This window comes from Prevotella sp. LMAG:51 (assembly GCF_008680225.1).
In the GTDB taxonomy this organism is placed as follows: domain Bacteria; phylum Bacteroidota; class Bacteroidia; order Bacteroidales; family Bacteroidaceae; genus Prevotella; species Prevotella pectinovora.
This window is the reverse complement of sequence record NZ_NALQ01000026.1, coordinates 290,053-308,004: the sequence shown is the minus strand read 5'-3', so window position 1 is coordinate 308,004 and position 17,952 is coordinate 290,053. Positions and strand designations below refer to the sequence as shown.

Sequence of the window (17,952 nt, the reverse complement as noted above, 5' to 3'; positions counted from 1 at the left end):
GAGAAAGAGTTGCCTGAAAATGAACTTTGGCAACTCTATCGTGCTGCTTATGAGCAGTACCAGTGTGAAATCCTCAAAGGAGAGAAAAATTACTCTCGTTTTGTGAATGATTTCTTTGCATACCATCTTCCTACATCGTGTACAGGTGAAGAGCAAATGCGTCTTCATGTGATGCACGTCTTTAGCATCAAAGAACTCCTTGAAGAACGTCGAGACCTCGTCAATTCCTTTTTTTCAAAAGGAAGTTTTGATGAGGAAGACTATCATCAGATGGAGCATCTGTTTAACACCGGCAGCAGCATCGAGCCAGAAAGAGAGAGTCTTGCCAATTTCTCAGAGAAGCAGATCAGTCTCATCACGGATTTTGTCAACACTACAAAACTCTTCAGACAGGATGTCTCAGAGAATGACATGGCAAATCTATTCAAATGCAAACTGGACGCACCATTGCAAGCAAATGTCAATAGACATGTCGCACTATTCTTCGGTGCTCTTAGGCAATATGGCTTATTGCCTTTCTCATGGCAGATGATTATTGAGGAGAACAGGCTGATTTCTTCATCAGCCAATAACCAGCCACTTCGTGCCAGTCATCTCAGATGCGGGTTGTCACAGGCAAAGAATGTCAAACTCGCAAAGGAAAAATCTTCCTTGAACAAGATGGAAGATATTGGCTTTGAAGCCACATGCAATGCTTTTGTAAAGAAGTTGAAAGAAAGTATCTAAGATGTAAGAAAGATAAGCAAATATGATATGTTCAGCGATATAACAACTATATTCCAGTACCTATATAGTTGATATTATTATTCTTATGATTCTGAGGGGCTACCTTTGCAATCGAATCGATTTAGATACGGAGGTAGCCTCTCCATTTACGTAATCATAAGCACATAGACAATGAACAATAATACAGAAATAATATTCTCGGATAAAACGGTCACTTACGACCAGTTTGTCACAGATCTTGCAACAAGGATTGCATTGAAGATACATCAAGTAGAAAAAGGTCAGCTTGAAATCAGCCAGGCCAAAGCGTTCAAGATGTTTGGTAGGGCAGATGTTGAACGGTGGATTAGGAATGGTAAGTTAAAGCCGTGTAGGGTGTCACCAGGCAAGAAACGCTACAGGTTGATAGATCTACAGAAACTTGCAAACATTCAGCAGAATTACATTCTGTAGCCAGGTTCGAGAAGTACATTAAAAAACTCAGATGCAGCACCATACTGTATCTGAGTTTTTTGTATAAGTATCAGTTAAAAGAGAAAACTGTTTTATGGAATCAGACGTTGATACATCTGAGTCAAGTTTTTATCAACATTGGTTATCTTGAACTGAACTCGAGCATTGTGAATATTCTTAGGTAGGATATTCACAAGTTTGTCCATTACCTGATCAACATTGGAAAAACCTGTATCTTCAATAGCACAAACCTGCTTTCCCATCACATAGGCTTCTGCACGGACATAGTTGTACTTTGATATTTTCTCAAATGACTTATCCTCTTTTTCAATGTACTTTGACTCTTGATCAGTGAAGAACACAAAATCTATTACCTTTTCGTTAAGAATCCACGCAGGAGTGAAATCTATCTTGACATATACTTTTGCCATTCTGTTGATAGAATGGTTGAGTCCAAAATCAACATCATTCATTGTTGCTCCACATTCGTTCTGGGCTATGGTTGCCCAACTGTGTCTAAAGGCATAGAGCGATGCTCTGTAACCTGGCTCTACCTTTTCCCAAATCTGCTTAATGCCCGTATTGACGTTTGCACAGAAAGAATCAGATGTTGCTAAACGATCGTGGAAGTTAAACAACCATGGAGAACGTTCATCTTTTGTGAGATACTTCTCAAATGTTGGTTTCAAGAATGCTGGTACACGAACTTCAAAGTAACCTCTGTCAGAACGTGTCGACCTCGTCTTCTGTCGTTCGTAGTGAAAGATGTTCCCATCGTACTGATCCTTCTTCGCATTAAAGATGTCCACAGCATTTAAGCCGCACATACAGAATGAAATCAATGCCACATCCTGACCAACTTCCATTAGTGGGTGAGTGAATTTACTTCTATCTGGAACGACATTGAAGAATGCACGCAATTTGCTTGCAGGAATGGCACGCTTCTCAGGCACATCACTTCTTGGGATAGCGACATTACTCCAAGGATTCTTCAGTTTAAGTATTCCTCGTTCTTCGTCATTGAATTCTCTTCTGGCAGCTTTGTACACCTCCCTCATACATACTGGATATTGTTCCTTGCTTCGAGTTGTGGTGGAAAGGGATTCTATCCATCGGTTAAGGAAAGCAGAAGTAAGACGTGAAAACATGATATTGTCTGTCCCAGCGAATCTTTCCATATGTTGCAGAGACCACTTATAGTTACGTGAAGTGCGTTCCTGTCCTCTTTTAATCAATTTCTCGATATGCGCTCTTGCGTAATCAGAGAAAGAAAGGTCTTTTCCATAGTCGGTCACATAAGTGAGTACTTCGTTTGCTGACCACGTAGAAGCATCAACTTGATTAAGCATATTATAAAACTTTTCTATCAAGATTGAAGTTTGCTGTATTACGAAGGGATCAATGATGTCTTTCTTATCATCACTTAATCCCTTATCGTTTACCATCCATGATGTTCTAACGTAAGCGAACTGTCTGTTTTGAGTAATACGGATATATACATTGTACATTCCGTTTCTTGTCCTTGACTTTACAATTGCTTTTAATGTTGCCATGCTGAAAATTGTTATTTTGGGTTATTCAAATTGTGATAAAATACCTGTTTGCAGAGTTCTAAAATCTGGGAAACACCGAGATTTTTTTGGGAAACATCCAGTGTTTTTTGGGAAACAAATGAATGGCTTGGGAAACACGCTCCTGATTTTTGGGAAACATTTGCCCTGATTTTGGCCTCTTATTCTGCATTTGGAACAGGCAGAATATGCACAAAAAACTAAGGGCAAGTACCTGTTTCCCAGATACTTGCCCTTTATATAGCTAATTTTCAGCACGTTTCGATTATTCTTCGACGGCGGCCTGCGCCGCTGCGAGACGTGCGATTGGCACGCGGAATGGAGAGCAGCTTACGTAGTTGAGACCTACTCTATGGCAGAACTTGACTGATGAAGGCTCACCACCATGCTCACCGCAGATACCGCATGTAAGGTTTGGACGGGTCTTACGGCCATTGTCGACTGCCATCTCTATCAACTGACCGACACCTGTCTGGTCGAGCACCTGGAATGGGTCTACGTTCAGAATCTTCTTGTCCAGATATACTGGCAGGAAGCTTGCGATGTCGTCGCGGCTGTAGCCGAAAGTCATCTGAGTGAGGTCGTTTGTACCGAAGCTAAAGTATTCAGCCTTCTTTGCGATGTAACCAGCCGTAAGGGCTGCACGAGGAATTTCGATCATCGTGCCGACCTTGAATTCAACTTCAACACCAGCCTCCTCGAAAATCTTATTGGCTGTAGAGCGGATAACTTGCTCCTGCATGTCGAACTCGTTGACTATACCAATGAGCGGCACCATGATTTCCGGCTCCGGATTGAAGCCTTCCTTCTTCAGCTGCACGGCAGCACCGAGGATTGCTTTTGTCTGCATCTCTGTGATCTCTGGATATGTGTTTCCGAGACGGCAGCCGCGGTGTCCGAGCATAGGGTTATGCTCGCTCAGGCTGTCAACGCGCTTCTGAATCTCTGCTACGGTAAGACCCATCTCCTCTGCCATAGTCTGCTGACCTGCGAGATCGTGTGGCACGAACTCATGCAATGGTGGGTCGAGCAAGCGGATGTTTACAGGGCATCCGTCCATGGCCTTGAGGATTCCGTAGAAGTCCTTAGTCTGATAAGGCAGCAGCTTCTCGAGCGCCTTCTTGCGTCCTTCTACTGTGTCGGAGAGAATCATTTCACGCATTGCCTTGATCTTCTCGTTGTCGAAGAACATGTGTTCTGTACGGCATAGTCCGATACCTACGGCTCCGAAGTTGCGTGCAACCTGGGCGTCGTGTGGTGTGTCTGCATTGGTACGAACCACGAGTCTCGTATATTTGTCGCAAAGCTTCATGAGGTCGGCGAAATCACCTGTCACCTCTGCTGGCTTTGTCTTCACCTCGCCGAAATATATTTCACCTGTAGAACCGTTGAGCGAGATGTAGTCGCCCTCCTTGAGTGTGACACCGTCGATTTCTACAGTTCTTGCCTTATAGTCAACGTTCAACGCACCGGCACCTGAAACACAGCATTTACCCATACCTCGGGCCACAACGGCTGCGTGTGATGTCATACCGCCACGTGCGGTTACAATACCCTCTGCGGCAGCCATACCTGCAAGGTCTTCCGGACTTGTCTCGATGCGCACCATTATGACGCGTCGACCAACCTCATGCCATTTTTCTGCGTCGTCGGCAAAGAATACGATCTGTCCGCATGCTGCACCTGGAGATGCAGGAAGACCGCGTGTGAGGACCTTGGCTTTCTTCTGAGCGTCTTTGTCGAATACGGGGTGTAGGAGCTCGTCAAGTTTGTTTGGCTCACAACGCTTGAGTGCTGTCTTCTCGTCGATCTCGCCCTCGTGGAGCAGGTCCATGGCTATCTTTACCATTGCGGTACCTGTGCGCTTTCCGTTACGTGTCTGCAGGAACCACAGTTTGCCCTCCTGTACGGTGAACTCCATATCCTGCATATCGTGATAGTGCTTCTCTAGCTTGTGCTGCAGAGCGTCCAGCTGAGCGAAGATTTCCGGCATGGCCTCTTCCATTGAAGGATACTTGGTTGCACGCTCCTCTTCTGGTATCTGCTGCTGCTCAGCCCAACGCTGTGAGCCGAGCTTTGTGATCTGCTGTGGTGTGCGGATACCTGCTACCACGTCTTCGCCCTGTGCGTTTACGAGGTACTCACCGTTGAACACGTTCTCACCAGTCGCGGCGTCGCGGCTGAAGCAAACACCCGTTGCCGATGTGTTGCCCATGTTTCCGAATACCATAGCCATTACAGAAACGGCTGTTCCCCACTCTGCCGGGATTCCTTCCATCTTTCTGTAGAGGATGGCACGCTCGTTCATCCAACTGTCGAACACGGCGCAGATGGCGCCCCAGAGCTGGTCCATAGGATCTGTAGGGAAGTCCTTGCCGGTCTGCTCCTTAATGGCTTTCTTGAAGAGGTCTACGAGCTGCTTGAGCTCGTCTACTGTCATTTCGTTGTCGAGAGAGATTCCGCGCTGTGCCTTCACTTTCTCTATGATGGCCTCAAACGGATCGATGGCTTCCTTGTTTACTGGCTTCATTCCGAGCACCACGTCTCCGTACATCTGCACGAAGCGGCGGTAGCTGTCGTATGCAAAACGCTCGTTGCCGGTCTTCTTTGCCAATCCCCTCACCACTTCGTCGTTGAGACCGAGGTTGAGGATTGTGTCCATCATGCCTGGCATTGAAGCTCTTGCCCCTGAACGCACGCTGACGAGCAATGGATTCTCAATGTCGCCGAACTTGCTGTTCATCAGTCCTTCTATATGGTGTACCGAAGCGATTACCTCATCTCTGAGGAGACTTACTACGGTTTCCTTTCCTTTCTCGAAGTATTCATTACAAACGTCTGTAGTAATAGTGAATCCTGGAGGTACTGGTACGCCGATAAGGTTCATTTCCGCCAAGTTGGCACCCTTACCTCCGAGCAGGTTTCTCATGTCTGCCTTACCTTCTGCCTTACCATTGCCGAAGGTATAAACTCTTTTTTCGCTCATAGTTTAATAAAAATTACGTGTATTTAGTTAGAATTATTCTCCGTTTTTCTGAATTATTTTTCTTAGTTCTTTAGAATTATGGTTCAGTTTTATTGGAAATATGTTTCCTTTGTTCTGCAAAAATAATAAATTAGGGAATAAAATGCAACATTTCAGACAAAATCTTAACATTTGTGCATGTTTTAATTTTTCAAAAAATGATTTATATCAAAATACTCCTTATGTTTATGACCATTTTGCAAACTCTACTTTATAAATATCAAAGGAACTTTGCTCCTCGTGTCAACACGAACTTCACCTTCTTTCCCTTCATGGCCTCAGGCTTTTTCCATTCTCCTCCCGACACGGCGATTGTGACTTTCCTGCCTTTTGGAGCGCTTGCCACCGCAGACTCGAGGTCGTCAAATTGTCCGCTGCCGTTTTTCGACACATAAATGTCATAGTATACGTGATGTTTTGCCAGCTCGGCCACTTGTCTGCAAAGGGCGTCGGCGAGCAATCCTGCAACCTTGTTGGCGCCAAAGATGTTATAGTGTGTGTTGTCTTGCCTTCCGTCTGGCAGCGATGGAGTTTCTCCCGGCTTGAATATCATGTGCAGTTTCTTGGAACCTTCTTTTCCCATCGACTGTTCCAAATCGTGTGTAATCTTGTTTGCGTCAACGAAGACTACACCCATTTCCTTGGCCACGCGCCTTGGCGAGACGAGATATTCACCGTGGGTGTCTATCAGAGTGTCGCCCTCGGCGAGTTGTTTTGAGGAGTTGTCACGCAGGTCATCGTCGGCAACAGCCGTCTTTGAGTCGCTGAAGTTGCGGCGCACCACGCTGTTCATGAGTATCGGCGTGGCGCCCTTTTCTCTTGCTTCCCTTACAAAGCGTCTGAGGTTGGCGTCGAAGGTGGTTCCTGGTGTGGTGTGGCGAGCCGAGTCAGTTTTCTCGTCGTTGTGGCCGAACTGTATTATGAGGTAGTCGCCGGGCATTATCCTGTCGAGCACAGCTTTCCATCTGCCTTCGTTGATGAAGCTCTTCGATGAGCGTCCGTTCATGGCGTGGTTGTCCACGATGATGCCGTCGTCGAAATAGTTCTGCAGCATCATTCCCCACCCTCTCTCTTGCTTGTCTCCGCTGATGTCTTTGTTAGCCATCGTTGAGTCTCCTATCATGAAGATTGTCTTTGTCTTGTCTGCCCTGAACGACGAGATGGCAAGCACTGCAAGGACCATTGTCAGAATCGTGTGCAATGGAGTTGCCAGGTCTGCAATCGATTTTTTAATTTTCATTTGTTTTATGTTATAAATGTATTTGTTTTGGTATTTGAAATTGTGAATTGCCTCGTAACGGATAGTGAATGGAGTACTGGCATCCTGATGGAATGCCATGATGACAGATGCCGGATAGGCTTTCAGAAATCCTACTACATAATATATATAATATATATTGTGGCGATTATGCAATAAATCATATTATGATGGTCTTCAAAATTTCCAGGCACTATATGCCTACTATAATTACGCTGGGGGCTTAATCGAAAAAGTGCCGACAGAAACTACTTACTGCCGGCACTCGATATACGTATTATCCCTTCACAATTTCTATCAGTTGTTCTGGTGTTACTTGTTCCTGCTCTCCTGTTTCCATATTCTTGAGCGTCACCACCCCTTTCTGTATCTCGTCGTCGCCGGCGAGAGCCACATATGGTATGGCGTTGGCATTGGCGTATGCCATCTGCTTTTTCATCTTCGCTGCATCAGGGAACATCTCCGTGCGTATTCCGTTCTGTCTGGCTTTGGCAACGACAGGAAGACAATAGCAGGTTTCTTTCTCTCCAAAATTTATGAAGAGCAGTTGGGTGTCGGTCGTTATCTCCTTTGGATAGAGGTCAAGAGTGTTAAGCACATCATATATTCTGTCGGCTCCGAATGAAATTCCCACTCCACTTATTCCTGGCATTCCGAAGATTCCTGTGAGGTTGTCGTAGCGTCCTCCGCCTGTGATGCTTCCCATTGGAGTGTCCAACGCCTTGACCTCAAAGATTGCCCCTGTGTAATAGTTGAGTCCACGAGCCAACGTGAGGTCGAGCTGAAGTTCGTTTTTCAAGTCAACCTGTGATGCGGCATTCAGAATAAAACGAAGTTCCTCTATTCCCTTCATGCCCACTTCAGACGAAGCAAGGAAGTCTTCCATGACCTTGAGTTTTTCTTCATTGCTTCCGGATAAAGTTATGACAGGCTGCAACTTGGCTATCGCCTCTTCACTTATTCCGTCAGTTCTCAATTCTTCGTTCACCTTGTCGAGACCGATTTTGTCGAGCTTGTCGATAGCCACCGTAATGTCCACTATCTTTTCAGCCTCTCCTACAATCTCGGCAATTCCTGATAGCAACTTTCGGTTGTTGATTTTTATCTGTACTCTTATTCCAAGACGCTGGAATACGGTATCCATTATCTGCACCAACTCCACCTCGTTGAGCAGCGAATCGCTGCCCACGATGTCGGCATCACATTGATAGAACTCTCTGTAACGGCCTTTCTGTGGACGGTCTGCTCTCCACACAGTCTGAATCTGATAACGCTTGAAAGGCAACTGGATTTCATCTCTGTGCATCACGACAAAGCGTGCAAACGGCACGGTGAGGTCATAGCGCAATCCTTTCTCGCAGATTTTTGAAGAGAGTGCAAGCGAATTTCGTTCTGCCAGCTGTTCGTCGCTCACCTTGGTGAGATAGTCTCCGCTGTTGAGCACACGGAAGAGGAGTTTGTCACCCTCCTCGCCATATTTTCCGAGCAACGTCTGCAACGTCTCCATAGCGGGTGTCTCTATCTGCTTGAAGCCGTAGAGGGCGTAAACGGAGCGAATTGTATCGAAAATATAGTTTCGTTTCGCCATCTCCGCTGGAGTGAAGTCGCGCGTGCCTTTGGGTATTGATGGTTTGCTCATCTGTTGTATTTATGTCTATATGTTAATTTCTTACGATTGTCTGTTCTCTATCCGGACCGACCGACACGATTTTTATAGGAGTCTCGAGTTCCGTCTCGAGGAATTCGATGTAGTCTTTGAATTCTTTCGGGAACTGGTCTTCTCTCGTTATCTTTGTCATGTCTTTTTTCCATCCTGGCAGTTCTGTATATACAGGCTCTATGCCATGCTCGATATCGAATGGGAAATCACGAGTCTCGACTCCATCCTTGCGGTAGGCCACGCAAGCCTTGATTGTGTCGAATCCGTCGAGCACATCGCTCTTCATCATGATGAGCTGTGTAACTCCGTTTATCATTATAGCGTAGCGAAGTGCAACGAGGTCGATCCATCCGCAGCGGCGCTCTCTTCCTGTAACGGCTCCATATTCGTGTCCGAGATCACGCAGTCTGCTTCCGGTCTCGTCGAAAAGCTCTGTAGGGAACGGACCAGCTCCGACACGTGTACAGTAAGCCTTCATAATGCCGTAAACCTCTCCAACCTTGTTGGGGCCTATGCCGAGTCCTGAGCAGGCCCCCGCACAAATAGTGTTTGAAGATGTTACGAACGGATAGCTACCGAAGTCAACGTCGAGCATAGTGCCCTGTGCGCCTTCGCAGAGCACGGTTTTGCCGTCTCTCAGCACTTTGTTGATGACATGCTCAGAGTCAACAATCTCAAACTGGCGCAAGTATTCTATACCTTCCATCCATGTCTTCTCCACGTCGGTTATGTCGTAGTCGGTATAGCCGAGGTCTTTGAGCATCTCTTCATGGCGTGCTTTATGCTGCTGATATTTCTGTTCGAAGTTGTCGAAGATATCTCCTACACGAAGTCCTGTACGTGAGATTTTGTCTGTATATGTCGGTCCGATGCCTTTTCCTGTCGTTCCGACCTTGTTCTTGCCCTTTCTTGCCTCGTATGCGGCGTCGAGCAGTCGGTGTGTAGGCATGATGAGATGGGCTTTCTTTGATATTTTCAGACGCTTGGTGAGCGGGTGTCCGCTTTTCTCCAGTTCTTTGGCCTCTGCCATGAAGAGGTCAGGAGCCAGAACTACTCCGTTTCCGATGATGTTTGTCTTTCCACCCTGGAAAATACCTGACGGGATACTGCGCAGTACGTATTTCTCTCCTTCGAACTCCAGCGTGTGTCCAGCGTTTGGACCGCCCTGGAATCTGGCAATGACATCATAGTTTGGTGTCAGTACGTCTACAACTTTTCCTTTTCCCTCATCGCCCCACTGCAAACCGAGCAGGACATCAACTTTTCCTGTTTCCATTTTTATATGTTGTTTTTATTAGCCGAAGAGTTGAAAATTGGCAAATTGAAAGTCAACGGAATTCTTTGGACCAAAACAAATCTAATGAATTGGTGACAACAAAACTTCATGACGTTGACGGACGACATGCCGACGGTCAACCTTCGCCTTCTGTTATTTCCTGTTCTTTGCCACGGTCAGCACTTTTAAAAAACGTGCATGAACCGTTTCTGCGTACAAAAATACTACTTTATTTTATATTTACGTGTACTACACGAAAAAAAGTACACTTCTACATGCACTTTCTCATTGCCGCCTCTACTATTTTTTCCTGCAACTCCCCCATATCTGCAAAAGCCACGAGACTGTTGTTTGCGGCATGTCTCACAGCCATGGAATTGTCGGCGAGGGCCGCTATTGCCTGGTCTAAAAATTCATTGATGTCTCTATCATCTGGTTCTGCTCCTTTTCTGAAGAGACACGAGAGCAGGTTGAAACCGCAAATCTGCTCCAGAGTCTTGTCTGAAGCTATCCACGCAAAGGCATGGAGCGACGCGCTGTCCGTATATTGAAACAGGTTGAATGTGGCGTATTCTGCCATCTCTTGAGTCGTAGTCTGCTCCATCCAAAGGTCAACGAGGTCTGAACTCATCCTTTCGGCTGGCATTATCAACGTGGCTAGGATCTTACACTCTCTGACGTTTTCTTTCCACAGGGCAGCGGCCAGGTCATAATCCTTGCCGTACTGTTGTGCTATGTTGCGGAGCGCTGGCAGCTGGATTCCCCAATTCAGGTATCCCCCGATGCCTTTCTCTCTCATCGATGCCGACGCCACACCATTCATCTGCAGCGAGAAGCCTCGTTTAATAAGTTTTATGGTATCCTGTACTTGTTGCTGTTCCATGTCTTGTATGGTTTCATAATTCTACAAAGCTCCATATTCCTTGCCGTATCTCATCATCTGCTGGTCGTAGTCCTCAGAATAGTCAACAAGAATATCCTTTACATCCCCTCTGTCGTCCGTAACAGGCGTGAGCTTCGGATTCAGAAAGCCCTTATATGGCGCAAGGTCAAGCCTGGCATATCTGTCGAGTACTTCTTTGTGGAGTTTCTCGTCCACATTCACGCCATAAGTCTCCACGAGCAGTCTTGCCGCCTCGAGGTCTCCCTCGCTTTTCACGCGTTGTATCTCAGCAAGGAGTTGGGCAAACAGTCGGCGGAGAGCCTCGTAGTCGTTTATGCGCAAGTAAGTCTTCCCGTTGTCGGTATATAACTCGGCCACACTGTTCTTCTTTCCCTTCTCATAACACCACCTGGCTATTAGAGCCCTGTTGCGCATGTGTGCCTCCTCAATCTTGTTGCCTGGCGCAATTCTCACGAGCTGAGTCATGAGTCCGTTGAGCATATAAGAATAATATGCTGCATGATATGCCTTGCTGTTGTCCAGGAGTCCGAGCTGCAGCAGCTTTGGATCCGCTATGAAATACAGACCGAAAAGGTCCGCCCTCGCCTCCTCTATCGTGCTGCCATATGATTTGAGTGCGTCCGGCGACACTCCGTCAAGCAGTTTCCCGCTTCCGTGTCCCAGACATTCGTGCAGATCGGTGTGCAGATTGTCGCATTGGTCACCCCATTTGTCTATCAATTCCACCATCTCCTTGTCTTGTATGAATTCTTCTTTGAATCCGTTACCGTGTGCAGCCTTATTGTATGCGTCGATAAGATTGCTTATCGTGACGCTCTTGCTGCCGTGTGCAGCCCTTATCCAGTCGGCGTTCGGAAGGTTTATGCCGATTGCCGTTGACGGATATTCGTCACCGCCGAGCATTGCGGCCCTCACCACGTGTGCCGTCACTCCCTTCACTTTCTCTTTCTTGAAGCGGAGGTCTACGGGCGAATGGTCTTCAAACCACTGAGCCTCATCGCTTATAGTCTTGGTGCGCCGTGTCGCCTCCTGGTCTTTGTATTCCACTATGCCCTCCCACGAGCCTTTCAGTCCTAGAGGGTCGCCATACACTTCGATGAACCCGTTTACGAAATCAACGTCGGATTCATGCTCTCCTACCCATTCTATGCAGTAGCGGTTGAAAGTATTCAAGTCGCCTGTCTCATAATATTTCACAAGTGTCGAGATGTATTGCGCCTGTGATTCGTTGAGCGCCAGCTGTTGGGCTTTCTTGAGCCAGTATATTATATGACTGATGGCCGGAGCATATTTCCCTTGAGCGCTCCACACGTCTTCTCTGATTTGTCCGTCGGTGCCTTTCACAAGCGTAGAGTTGAGGCCGTGCGACACCGGTTCCGGTCCGTCATCTTTTGCCTGGTCACGATAGTATTCTTCCACTTCTTCCTGTGTCAGCCCCTGGTAGAAATTGCATGCCGACTCTTTAACGATGTCTACGCCGTCTTCTGTACACACGCGTTTAGGCATATAGTGCGGGTCGAATATTGGGCGGCGCAGCTCTTCAATGAGCCCATCAACGGTTTGCCCGTTGTCTAGCGGCAATTGGCTGGCAGGCAATGCCCTCACCTGCGTTTCGAAGAATTCTTCTGAGAAACGAGGTTCAAACTTCTCGCATCCATAATGATGATGAATTCCATTTGAGAACCATACCCTTCTGAGGTACTCTTCAAACGACCTGTACTCTTCTTGATTTCTGTCGCCCTTGAACCCGCTATAGATTGCTTCAAGGACCTTTCTGATCTTGAGATTGTGGAATCCGAACTGGTCGAAGGTGATGTCGCGTCCCCATAGCGTTGCCTCAGAAAGACAATATATAAGTTTCTTCTGCTGCAATGACAATCGTCCGAAGCCTTCAAGTCTGTATCGTAGTATCTGTATGTCTGCGAACCTGACGTCTGTGTATTTATAGTTTTCCATTTCTTCCTTTTGGTGGTTATGGGAAATCTTTCCCAATGCTGCCAGAGCCTTGGCTGTCTACTGCTATTGTCGCTACTGCGACTGCATCTCACGCAACCATGTTCCAGTTACTGCTCCTGTGTGTCCTGCTCTATCGGCTCAGGCACCTTCATTTTCTCAGGCTTCGGTTCAGACGACAGCTTATACTGTCTTGGAGTGATGCCTTCGAAGCGGTAGAAGGCAGCGTAGAACGATTGCCGGTTTGCGAATCCCACCATGCTGCTTACATCCTCCATCGTCATCCCACGATACCGGTCGTCCTTGAGTATCTGCATAGCCTCGGAAACGCGGTAGCGGTTTACGAACGAGGTGTAGTTCATGCCGAATCTAACATTGAGCACAGCAGACACATATCTAGTGTTAGTACCGATGTCATAAGCCAGGCGCTTTGCTGAATATGCCTTCTCCTTATACATCTTCTTGTTTCCTATATAGTCGATGATTCTGTTTTCCAGTGTTTCCATCAGCTCAGGATTCACAAGATTAAGATAAGTCACCTCTTTTGTTTTCTTTTCTCTAATATTATATTTTGCCATACCTATTAAATGTTTTGGACCATTACGGTCTTTCCTGCTACAATTTATATACCTTAGTATTATGTTTCACGTGCATTATGTCTTACGTTCGATACGCAGACTATCGTCTCATGTGCCATGTTTGCCTGTAAGCAAAAGGCTTGGACCCTTGATTGAATTTATCTGTTGATACGACGCATCCCGGAAATGAGGGAACAGAATGAAATGAATCCATTCATTTCTTATCCCGAGCCGAAGCTTATATTATGCAAAGATAATGCAAATTATTTACAAACAAAAAGATTTTGTTGAGCTTTTTGTTTTTTTTAAGTTGACATGTCATTAGAATTCTTGGGCTTTGGCTTTTGTCTTGATTTACTATTTCTTCTGAAAGTCATTCATTCCAAGACCTATATCATCTTCGATAAAGCAGACAAACAAAACATTAAAAGCTTTTCAGCAAGCAAAAAAGCAACGTTTTGACAAACATAAACCGCCTTCTTGTATCAGAAGAATAATAGGTTTACGCAACACAAACAAGGGGAATAGAAACAGGAAACATGGCAAAGAATTAAAGGATTCTCAAAGATTGCCTCAACAGCCCAAAGTGACATTAATCTATGCAGAGCCTTTTCAAATCATAGAATGACCCATTGTAAATGTTGAAGTCAACGTAGCCCTTGATGCCTGGAAGTTTGCCGGCATCGGTATGCTGCCAGAACTTCCATTCGCCCTGGTATTCTATTTTGTCCACATAGTAATGAGCAATCCAGTAAGGATAGTCGTCGAAGACGGGAGTGTCGAGATACTGCTTCTTGAATTTATAATATGTATAGATTATCGGCTTTACATGATACCTGTCTTCCACGATATGAAGCCATGTGAGAATGTCCTGCTGGAAATCCTCCACGCTCTTGTCTTTCGGCTTGTGCTCAACATCGAGCACTGGCGGGAGATCTCCCGACTCGAGAGGTACGTTGTTGAGAAAGAAATAAGCCTGCTGACGAGCCGAAGAGTGGTTGCTCCAAAAATGATAAGCTCCTCGGATATAGCCATATTCCAGAGCTTGTTTGAAGTTATACTTGAATGAGGGATCTATCTTGCTTGAGCCCTCGGTAGCCTTCATGACAATGAAACGGATGGGACATTTCTCTATCATGGCATTCTGCAGCTGATCCCAATCTATATCTCCCTGATAGTGGCTGATGTCGATGCCTCTGATTTCATAGCCGCCCGGATAGTTTGCATCACCATAGAGAGCTCGCCATCTGAATCCGAATGGACCAACGAAGAAATAATAGAATGCCCAAACATACGCCACAGCTATAAGTATTCCTCCCGTCCACCATGCCAACCTTGCACGCGTACCGAAGAGTAGCCCAAACACCCCTCCAATCTTATGTTCAGAGCGTCGCTTTGTTACGGGGCGATGCTTCGTTGAGGAGCGTCGCCCTGTTGGCTTTACGGTTCTTCTTCTGTTGGTTGTCATGGTTTAATTTATTATAGATATATAAACATCCAAACCTCAAACCGGCCTTACCCCCATAAAAGGAAGTGTAGAAAGGTTTGAGGTCTGGATTATCATATTCAGGAATCTTCCCTACGCTTTTCCTCCTCTCTCTAATGCGAGAGTCTTGGTAGTGCGGTCACAGAGCTCAGAAGGTCCCCAATACTGCACAGGTCCGGGATATACGAACGATGTCTCCTTCGACCACTCATCGCGGTGTTCAACCAGTTCCTTGAACGGCCTGCCGTTGAGGTCAACAAGCGCCTTGCGTATAACAGGCTTCATCTTGCCATTGCGTCGTTCCACGTTAAAGAGCGACGTGATAGGCACTCCACCCGCTTTCCAATCTGCTGGTTTGGCTGTAGTATTGCGCACCACTGCCATATAGCCAGTCTTGCCGTTGGCGATGAGATGGGCTGCACTTGCTCCAAGAGCATAGCAATAGTTTGCGTCGAAATTGGAAGGCGCAGCGCAACGCCCCTCATAACCGAAGAAATGATGGATAGAGTTGAAGCTTCCATTAAACTTCCCTTCTTTTTTCCAGGCCTGCAGCTTTGCATCCACCATTCTCGAAAGCAGACGTTCTGTCTCGATAAGCGAAACCTGAACGTTGCCGTGTGGGTCGCGATCTAGCGAGAGTTGTCGCGCCACGTCATCGGGTAGCGTTTCAAACGTTTTGAGGTTCTCTTCAGATAGATGTTCTAAAATATATTGCTTCTGCTCCATAGGCGAGAGGTCCTTGTAATCCTTGCCATGAAGGGCGAGCAGATCATTTAGTTCGTCAATGAGTCTGCCGATTGCCGGAATGAACTCAATAAGTCCCTCAGGAATAAGCACGACTCCATAGTTCATGCCACGGTCAGAACGATATTTCACCATACGGCAGATGTCTTCAACGATATCGTTGAGGCTCAGATCCTTTGCCTCCACCTCTTCTGATATCAGGCACAGGTTAGGATGGCATTGCAAGGCACACTCCAAAGCAATATGCGAAGCAGAACGACCCATGAGCTTCACGAAGTGCCAGTATTTACGGCTCGAGTTGCAATCGCGCTCAATGTTTCCGATAAGTTCTGAATAAACTTTCGTTGCCGTGTCAAAACCGAAAGACGCCTCTATCTGCTCACATTTAAGGTCGCCGTCGATGGTTTTCGGACATCCTATCACCTGAACAGGATAGTTCTTCATCTTGTAGTACTCTGCCAACACGCATGCATTGGTGTTGGAATCGTCGCCTCCAATGATGACAAGCGCCTTGATGTTGAGGTATTTCAGTATTTCGTATCCTTTTTCAAATTGGTCTTCCTTTTCGAGCTTGGTTCTTCCGGAGCCAATCATATCAAAACCGCCCGTGTTACGGAAGTCATTGATGTAGGTCTCAGTAATTTCAATATACTTGTGATCTACCAGTCCGCCCGGTCCGAGCAGGAATCCGAAAAGTCTGCTATGTGGATTGATTTTCTTGATGGTATCGAAGAGTCCGGTTATTACGTTGTGACCGCCAGGAGCCTGTCCACCACTCAGGATTACACCCACGTTGATAGGATCCGTGCCTCGCTCCTCGCCTTCTACGAACTCCACGACAGGCATTCCGTATGTGTTGGGGAACATTTTCTTTATCACTTCCTGATCAGCAACGCTTGTCGTTGCCTCACCTTCCTTAATACCTACTGCTGTCCGCAAGCCAACCGGCAGAACCGGCGTGAAGGCATCTCTGACTTGCTGGAAAACACTTTTCTCCATAAAAAAATACTTTAAATAGTTTGTTGTTGTCAGTCTGATAGTGATTGCGCCGCAAGCGACGCTGAGCATCATGAAAAGAAAGCGCTACAACCTACATCGGGAATGTTTACTATTCCCAAGCCATATTGCTCTTTACGCTTTGCTCCACTGAACATTAATATATATCTAACACCTAATGACGTTCGTCCGCAGACATACGGGATCAGCACCCTGCCTGCTTTCTTCGTGCAAATGTAAGATTTTTATTCTGAATAAAGAAAAAAAATCACATTTAATCATCATTAAAACATTTTTTATTGCATTTATTGTTTTACATCAAAGAAAAAAGGCTATATTTGTCGCTGATTATAAAACGTATTTGTTTAATCTAAAATTTCAACAATATTATGGCAAGTAAACGTGATTTGAAGAAAAACATCAATTATATATGCAGCGAGCTTTTCGCCGAGTGCGTGGCAAGTTCAATATACAGCGCCAAATGCTCGAAAGAGAATTCCGACGCATTGCTCCACTCCATTCTGACTATCCACAACGATTTCGTATGCCGCATCTCGCACCCGGAGCCAGGAATGGAACCTAAGAAATACTTCGCTGACCTAACCAAGAATTTCAACTCGCAAATTAGCGAGATAGTCGATCAGATTGCCAATCTGAACTAACAGAGGAGGACAGGCAACACATGATAAGAACAATTTGCAAATGGATGCTCTACAAGAAACTGGGATGGAAAAAGACAGTAACAGTAGAGCACCCTGATAAATTTATTATATGTCTGGCACCGCATACGAGCAACTGGGACTTCTTCTTTGGACAACTCTACGAAAGGGCTGAAGGACTAAAAATCAATTTCCTGATGAAAAAGGAGTGGTTTTTTTGGCCTCTTGGACCGATTTTCAAACATATGGGAGGAATTCCAGTATGGAGGTCGAAACACACAAGCCTGACGGACAACTTAGCAAATACGGCATTGGACAGAGAGGAGTTCAGACTATGCATAACGCCGGAAGGCACAAGAAAAAGAGTGGAAGACTGGAAAAAAGGTTTCTACTTTATAGCCCTGAAGGCCAACCTGCCGATTCTGCTCTATGGCGTGGACTATGAGAAAAAGGAAATAACATGTACGGAATGTTTCCATCCTACAGGCGATGTGGAAAAAGACATGAAGCACATAAAGCTGTATTTCAAGGACTTCAAAGGAAAGAAACCGGAAAATTTCTCCATAGGAGACGCAGCTCAAGAATAGAAGTGAGCAATAACTTATTGCAACTGCTCAGTGGTTCCGGCCATCATCGACTCGGAAAAATGAAACACACCGGAAA

14 protein-coding genes are annotated in these 17,952 nt (G+C 46.0%); 4 read left to right on the top strand and 10 right to left on the bottom strand.

The window, feature by feature from the left end; all coding sequences use genetic code 11:
• Window positions 1-9 precede the first annotated feature (9 nt).
• Window positions 10-726: a hypothetical protein gene (locus CCC32_RS10485; protein WP_235394488.1), complete on the top strand. Its 717-nt coding sequence runs from the start codon at window positions 10-12 to the stop codon at window positions 724-726.
• A gap of 171 nt (window positions 727-897) precedes the next feature.
• A complete protein-coding gene (locus tag CCC32_RS10480; RefSeq protein ID WP_027324311.1) occupies window positions 898-1,179 on the top strand; it encodes a MerR family transcriptional regulator in 282 nt (93 codons plus the stop codon).
• Between the two features lie 92 nt (window positions 1,180-1,271).
• On the opposite strand, the gene CCC32_RS10475 is transcribed toward CCC32_RS10480, so the two are convergent.
• The 10 genes from CCC32_RS10475 to CCC32_RS10430 all read right to left on the bottom strand — a co-directional run bounded on the left by CCC32_RS10475 (window position 1,272) and on the right by CCC32_RS10430 (window position 16,633).
• On the bottom strand, window positions 1,272-2,732 hold the full coding sequence (locus CCC32_RS10475; RefSeq protein WP_287074283.1) for a tyrosine-type recombinase/integrase: 1,461 nt from the start codon (window positions 2,730-2,732) through the stop codon (window positions 1,272-1,274).
• A 283-nt stretch (window positions 2,733-3,015) separates the two neighbouring features.
• Window positions 3,016-5,736 (bottom strand): pyruvate, phosphate dikinase, encoded by a 2,721-nt coding sequence (ppdK, locus tag CCC32_RS10470; RefSeq protein WP_287074281.1) that lies wholly within the window; start codon window positions 5,734-5,736, stop codon window positions 3,016-3,018.
• 259 nt (window positions 5,737-5,995) lie between these two features.
• On the bottom strand, window positions 5,996-7,015 hold the full coding sequence (locus CCC32_RS10465; RefSeq protein ID WP_231556906.1) for a rhamnogalacturonan acetylesterase: 1,020 nt from the start codon (window positions 7,013-7,015) through the stop codon (window positions 5,996-5,998).
• 295 nt (window positions 7,016-7,310) lie between these two features.
• Complete coding sequence (hisS, locus tag CCC32_RS10460) at window positions 7,311-8,672, bottom strand: histidine--tRNA ligase (protein WP_022316004.1); 1,362 nt, start codon at window positions 8,670-8,672, stop codon at window positions 7,311-7,313.
• A 22-nt stretch (window positions 8,673-8,694) separates the two neighbouring features.
• Window positions 8,695-9,969: an adenylosuccinate synthase gene (locus CCC32_RS10455; protein WP_042519917.1), complete on the bottom strand. Its 1,275-nt coding sequence runs from the start codon at window positions 9,967-9,969 to the stop codon at window positions 8,695-8,697.
• 271 nt (window positions 9,970-10,240) lie between these two features.
• Window positions 10,241-10,852 (bottom strand): DNA alkylation repair protein, encoded by a 612-nt coding sequence (locus tag CCC32_RS10450; RefSeq protein WP_022316002.1) that lies wholly within the window; start codon window positions 10,850-10,852, stop codon window positions 10,241-10,243.
• 21 nt (window positions 10,853-10,873) lie between these two features.
• Entirely contained in the window at window positions 10,874-12,829 is a 1,956-nt protein-coding gene (locus tag CCC32_RS10445; RefSeq protein WP_287074275.1) for a dipeptidyl-peptidase 3 family protein, read from the bottom strand.
• A gap of 107 nt (window positions 12,830-12,936) precedes the next feature.
• Window positions 12,937-13,404, bottom strand: a complete 468-nt coding sequence (locus CCC32_RS10440; protein WP_022316000.1) for a helix-turn-helix domain-containing protein — start codon at window positions 13,402-13,404, stop codon at window positions 12,937-12,939.
• Window positions 13,405-13,996: 592 nt separating this feature from the next.
• Window positions 13,997-14,872 carry a glycoside hydrolase family 25 protein gene (locus CCC32_RS10435; protein ID WP_022315999.1) on the bottom strand — a complete coding sequence of 292 codons (876 nt, stop codon included), beginning with the start codon at window positions 14,870-14,872 and terminating at the stop codon, window positions 13,997-13,999.
• A 111-nt stretch (window positions 14,873-14,983) separates the two neighbouring features.
• Window positions 14,984-16,633 (bottom strand): diphosphate--fructose-6-phosphate 1-phosphotransferase, encoded by a 1,650-nt coding sequence (locus CCC32_RS10430; protein WP_022315998.1) that lies wholly within the window; start codon window positions 16,631-16,633, stop codon window positions 14,984-14,986.
• Window positions 16,634-17,019: 386 nt separating this feature from the next.
• Between CCC32_RS10430 and CCC32_RS10425 the strand changes: the two genes are divergently transcribed.
• Both CCC32_RS10425 and CCC32_RS10420 read left to right on the top strand, forming a co-directional pair.
• Entirely contained in the window at window positions 17,020-17,292 is a 273-nt protein-coding gene (locus CCC32_RS10425; protein ID WP_022315997.1) for a hypothetical protein, read from the top strand.
• Window positions 17,293-17,312: 20 nt separating this feature from the next.
• Window positions 17,313-17,876 (top strand): 1-acyl-sn-glycerol-3-phosphate acyltransferase, encoded by a 564-nt coding sequence (locus CCC32_RS10420; RefSeq protein WP_044065841.1) that lies wholly within the window; start codon window positions 17,313-17,315, stop codon window positions 17,874-17,876.
• Window positions 17,877-17,952 lie beyond the last annotated feature (76 nt).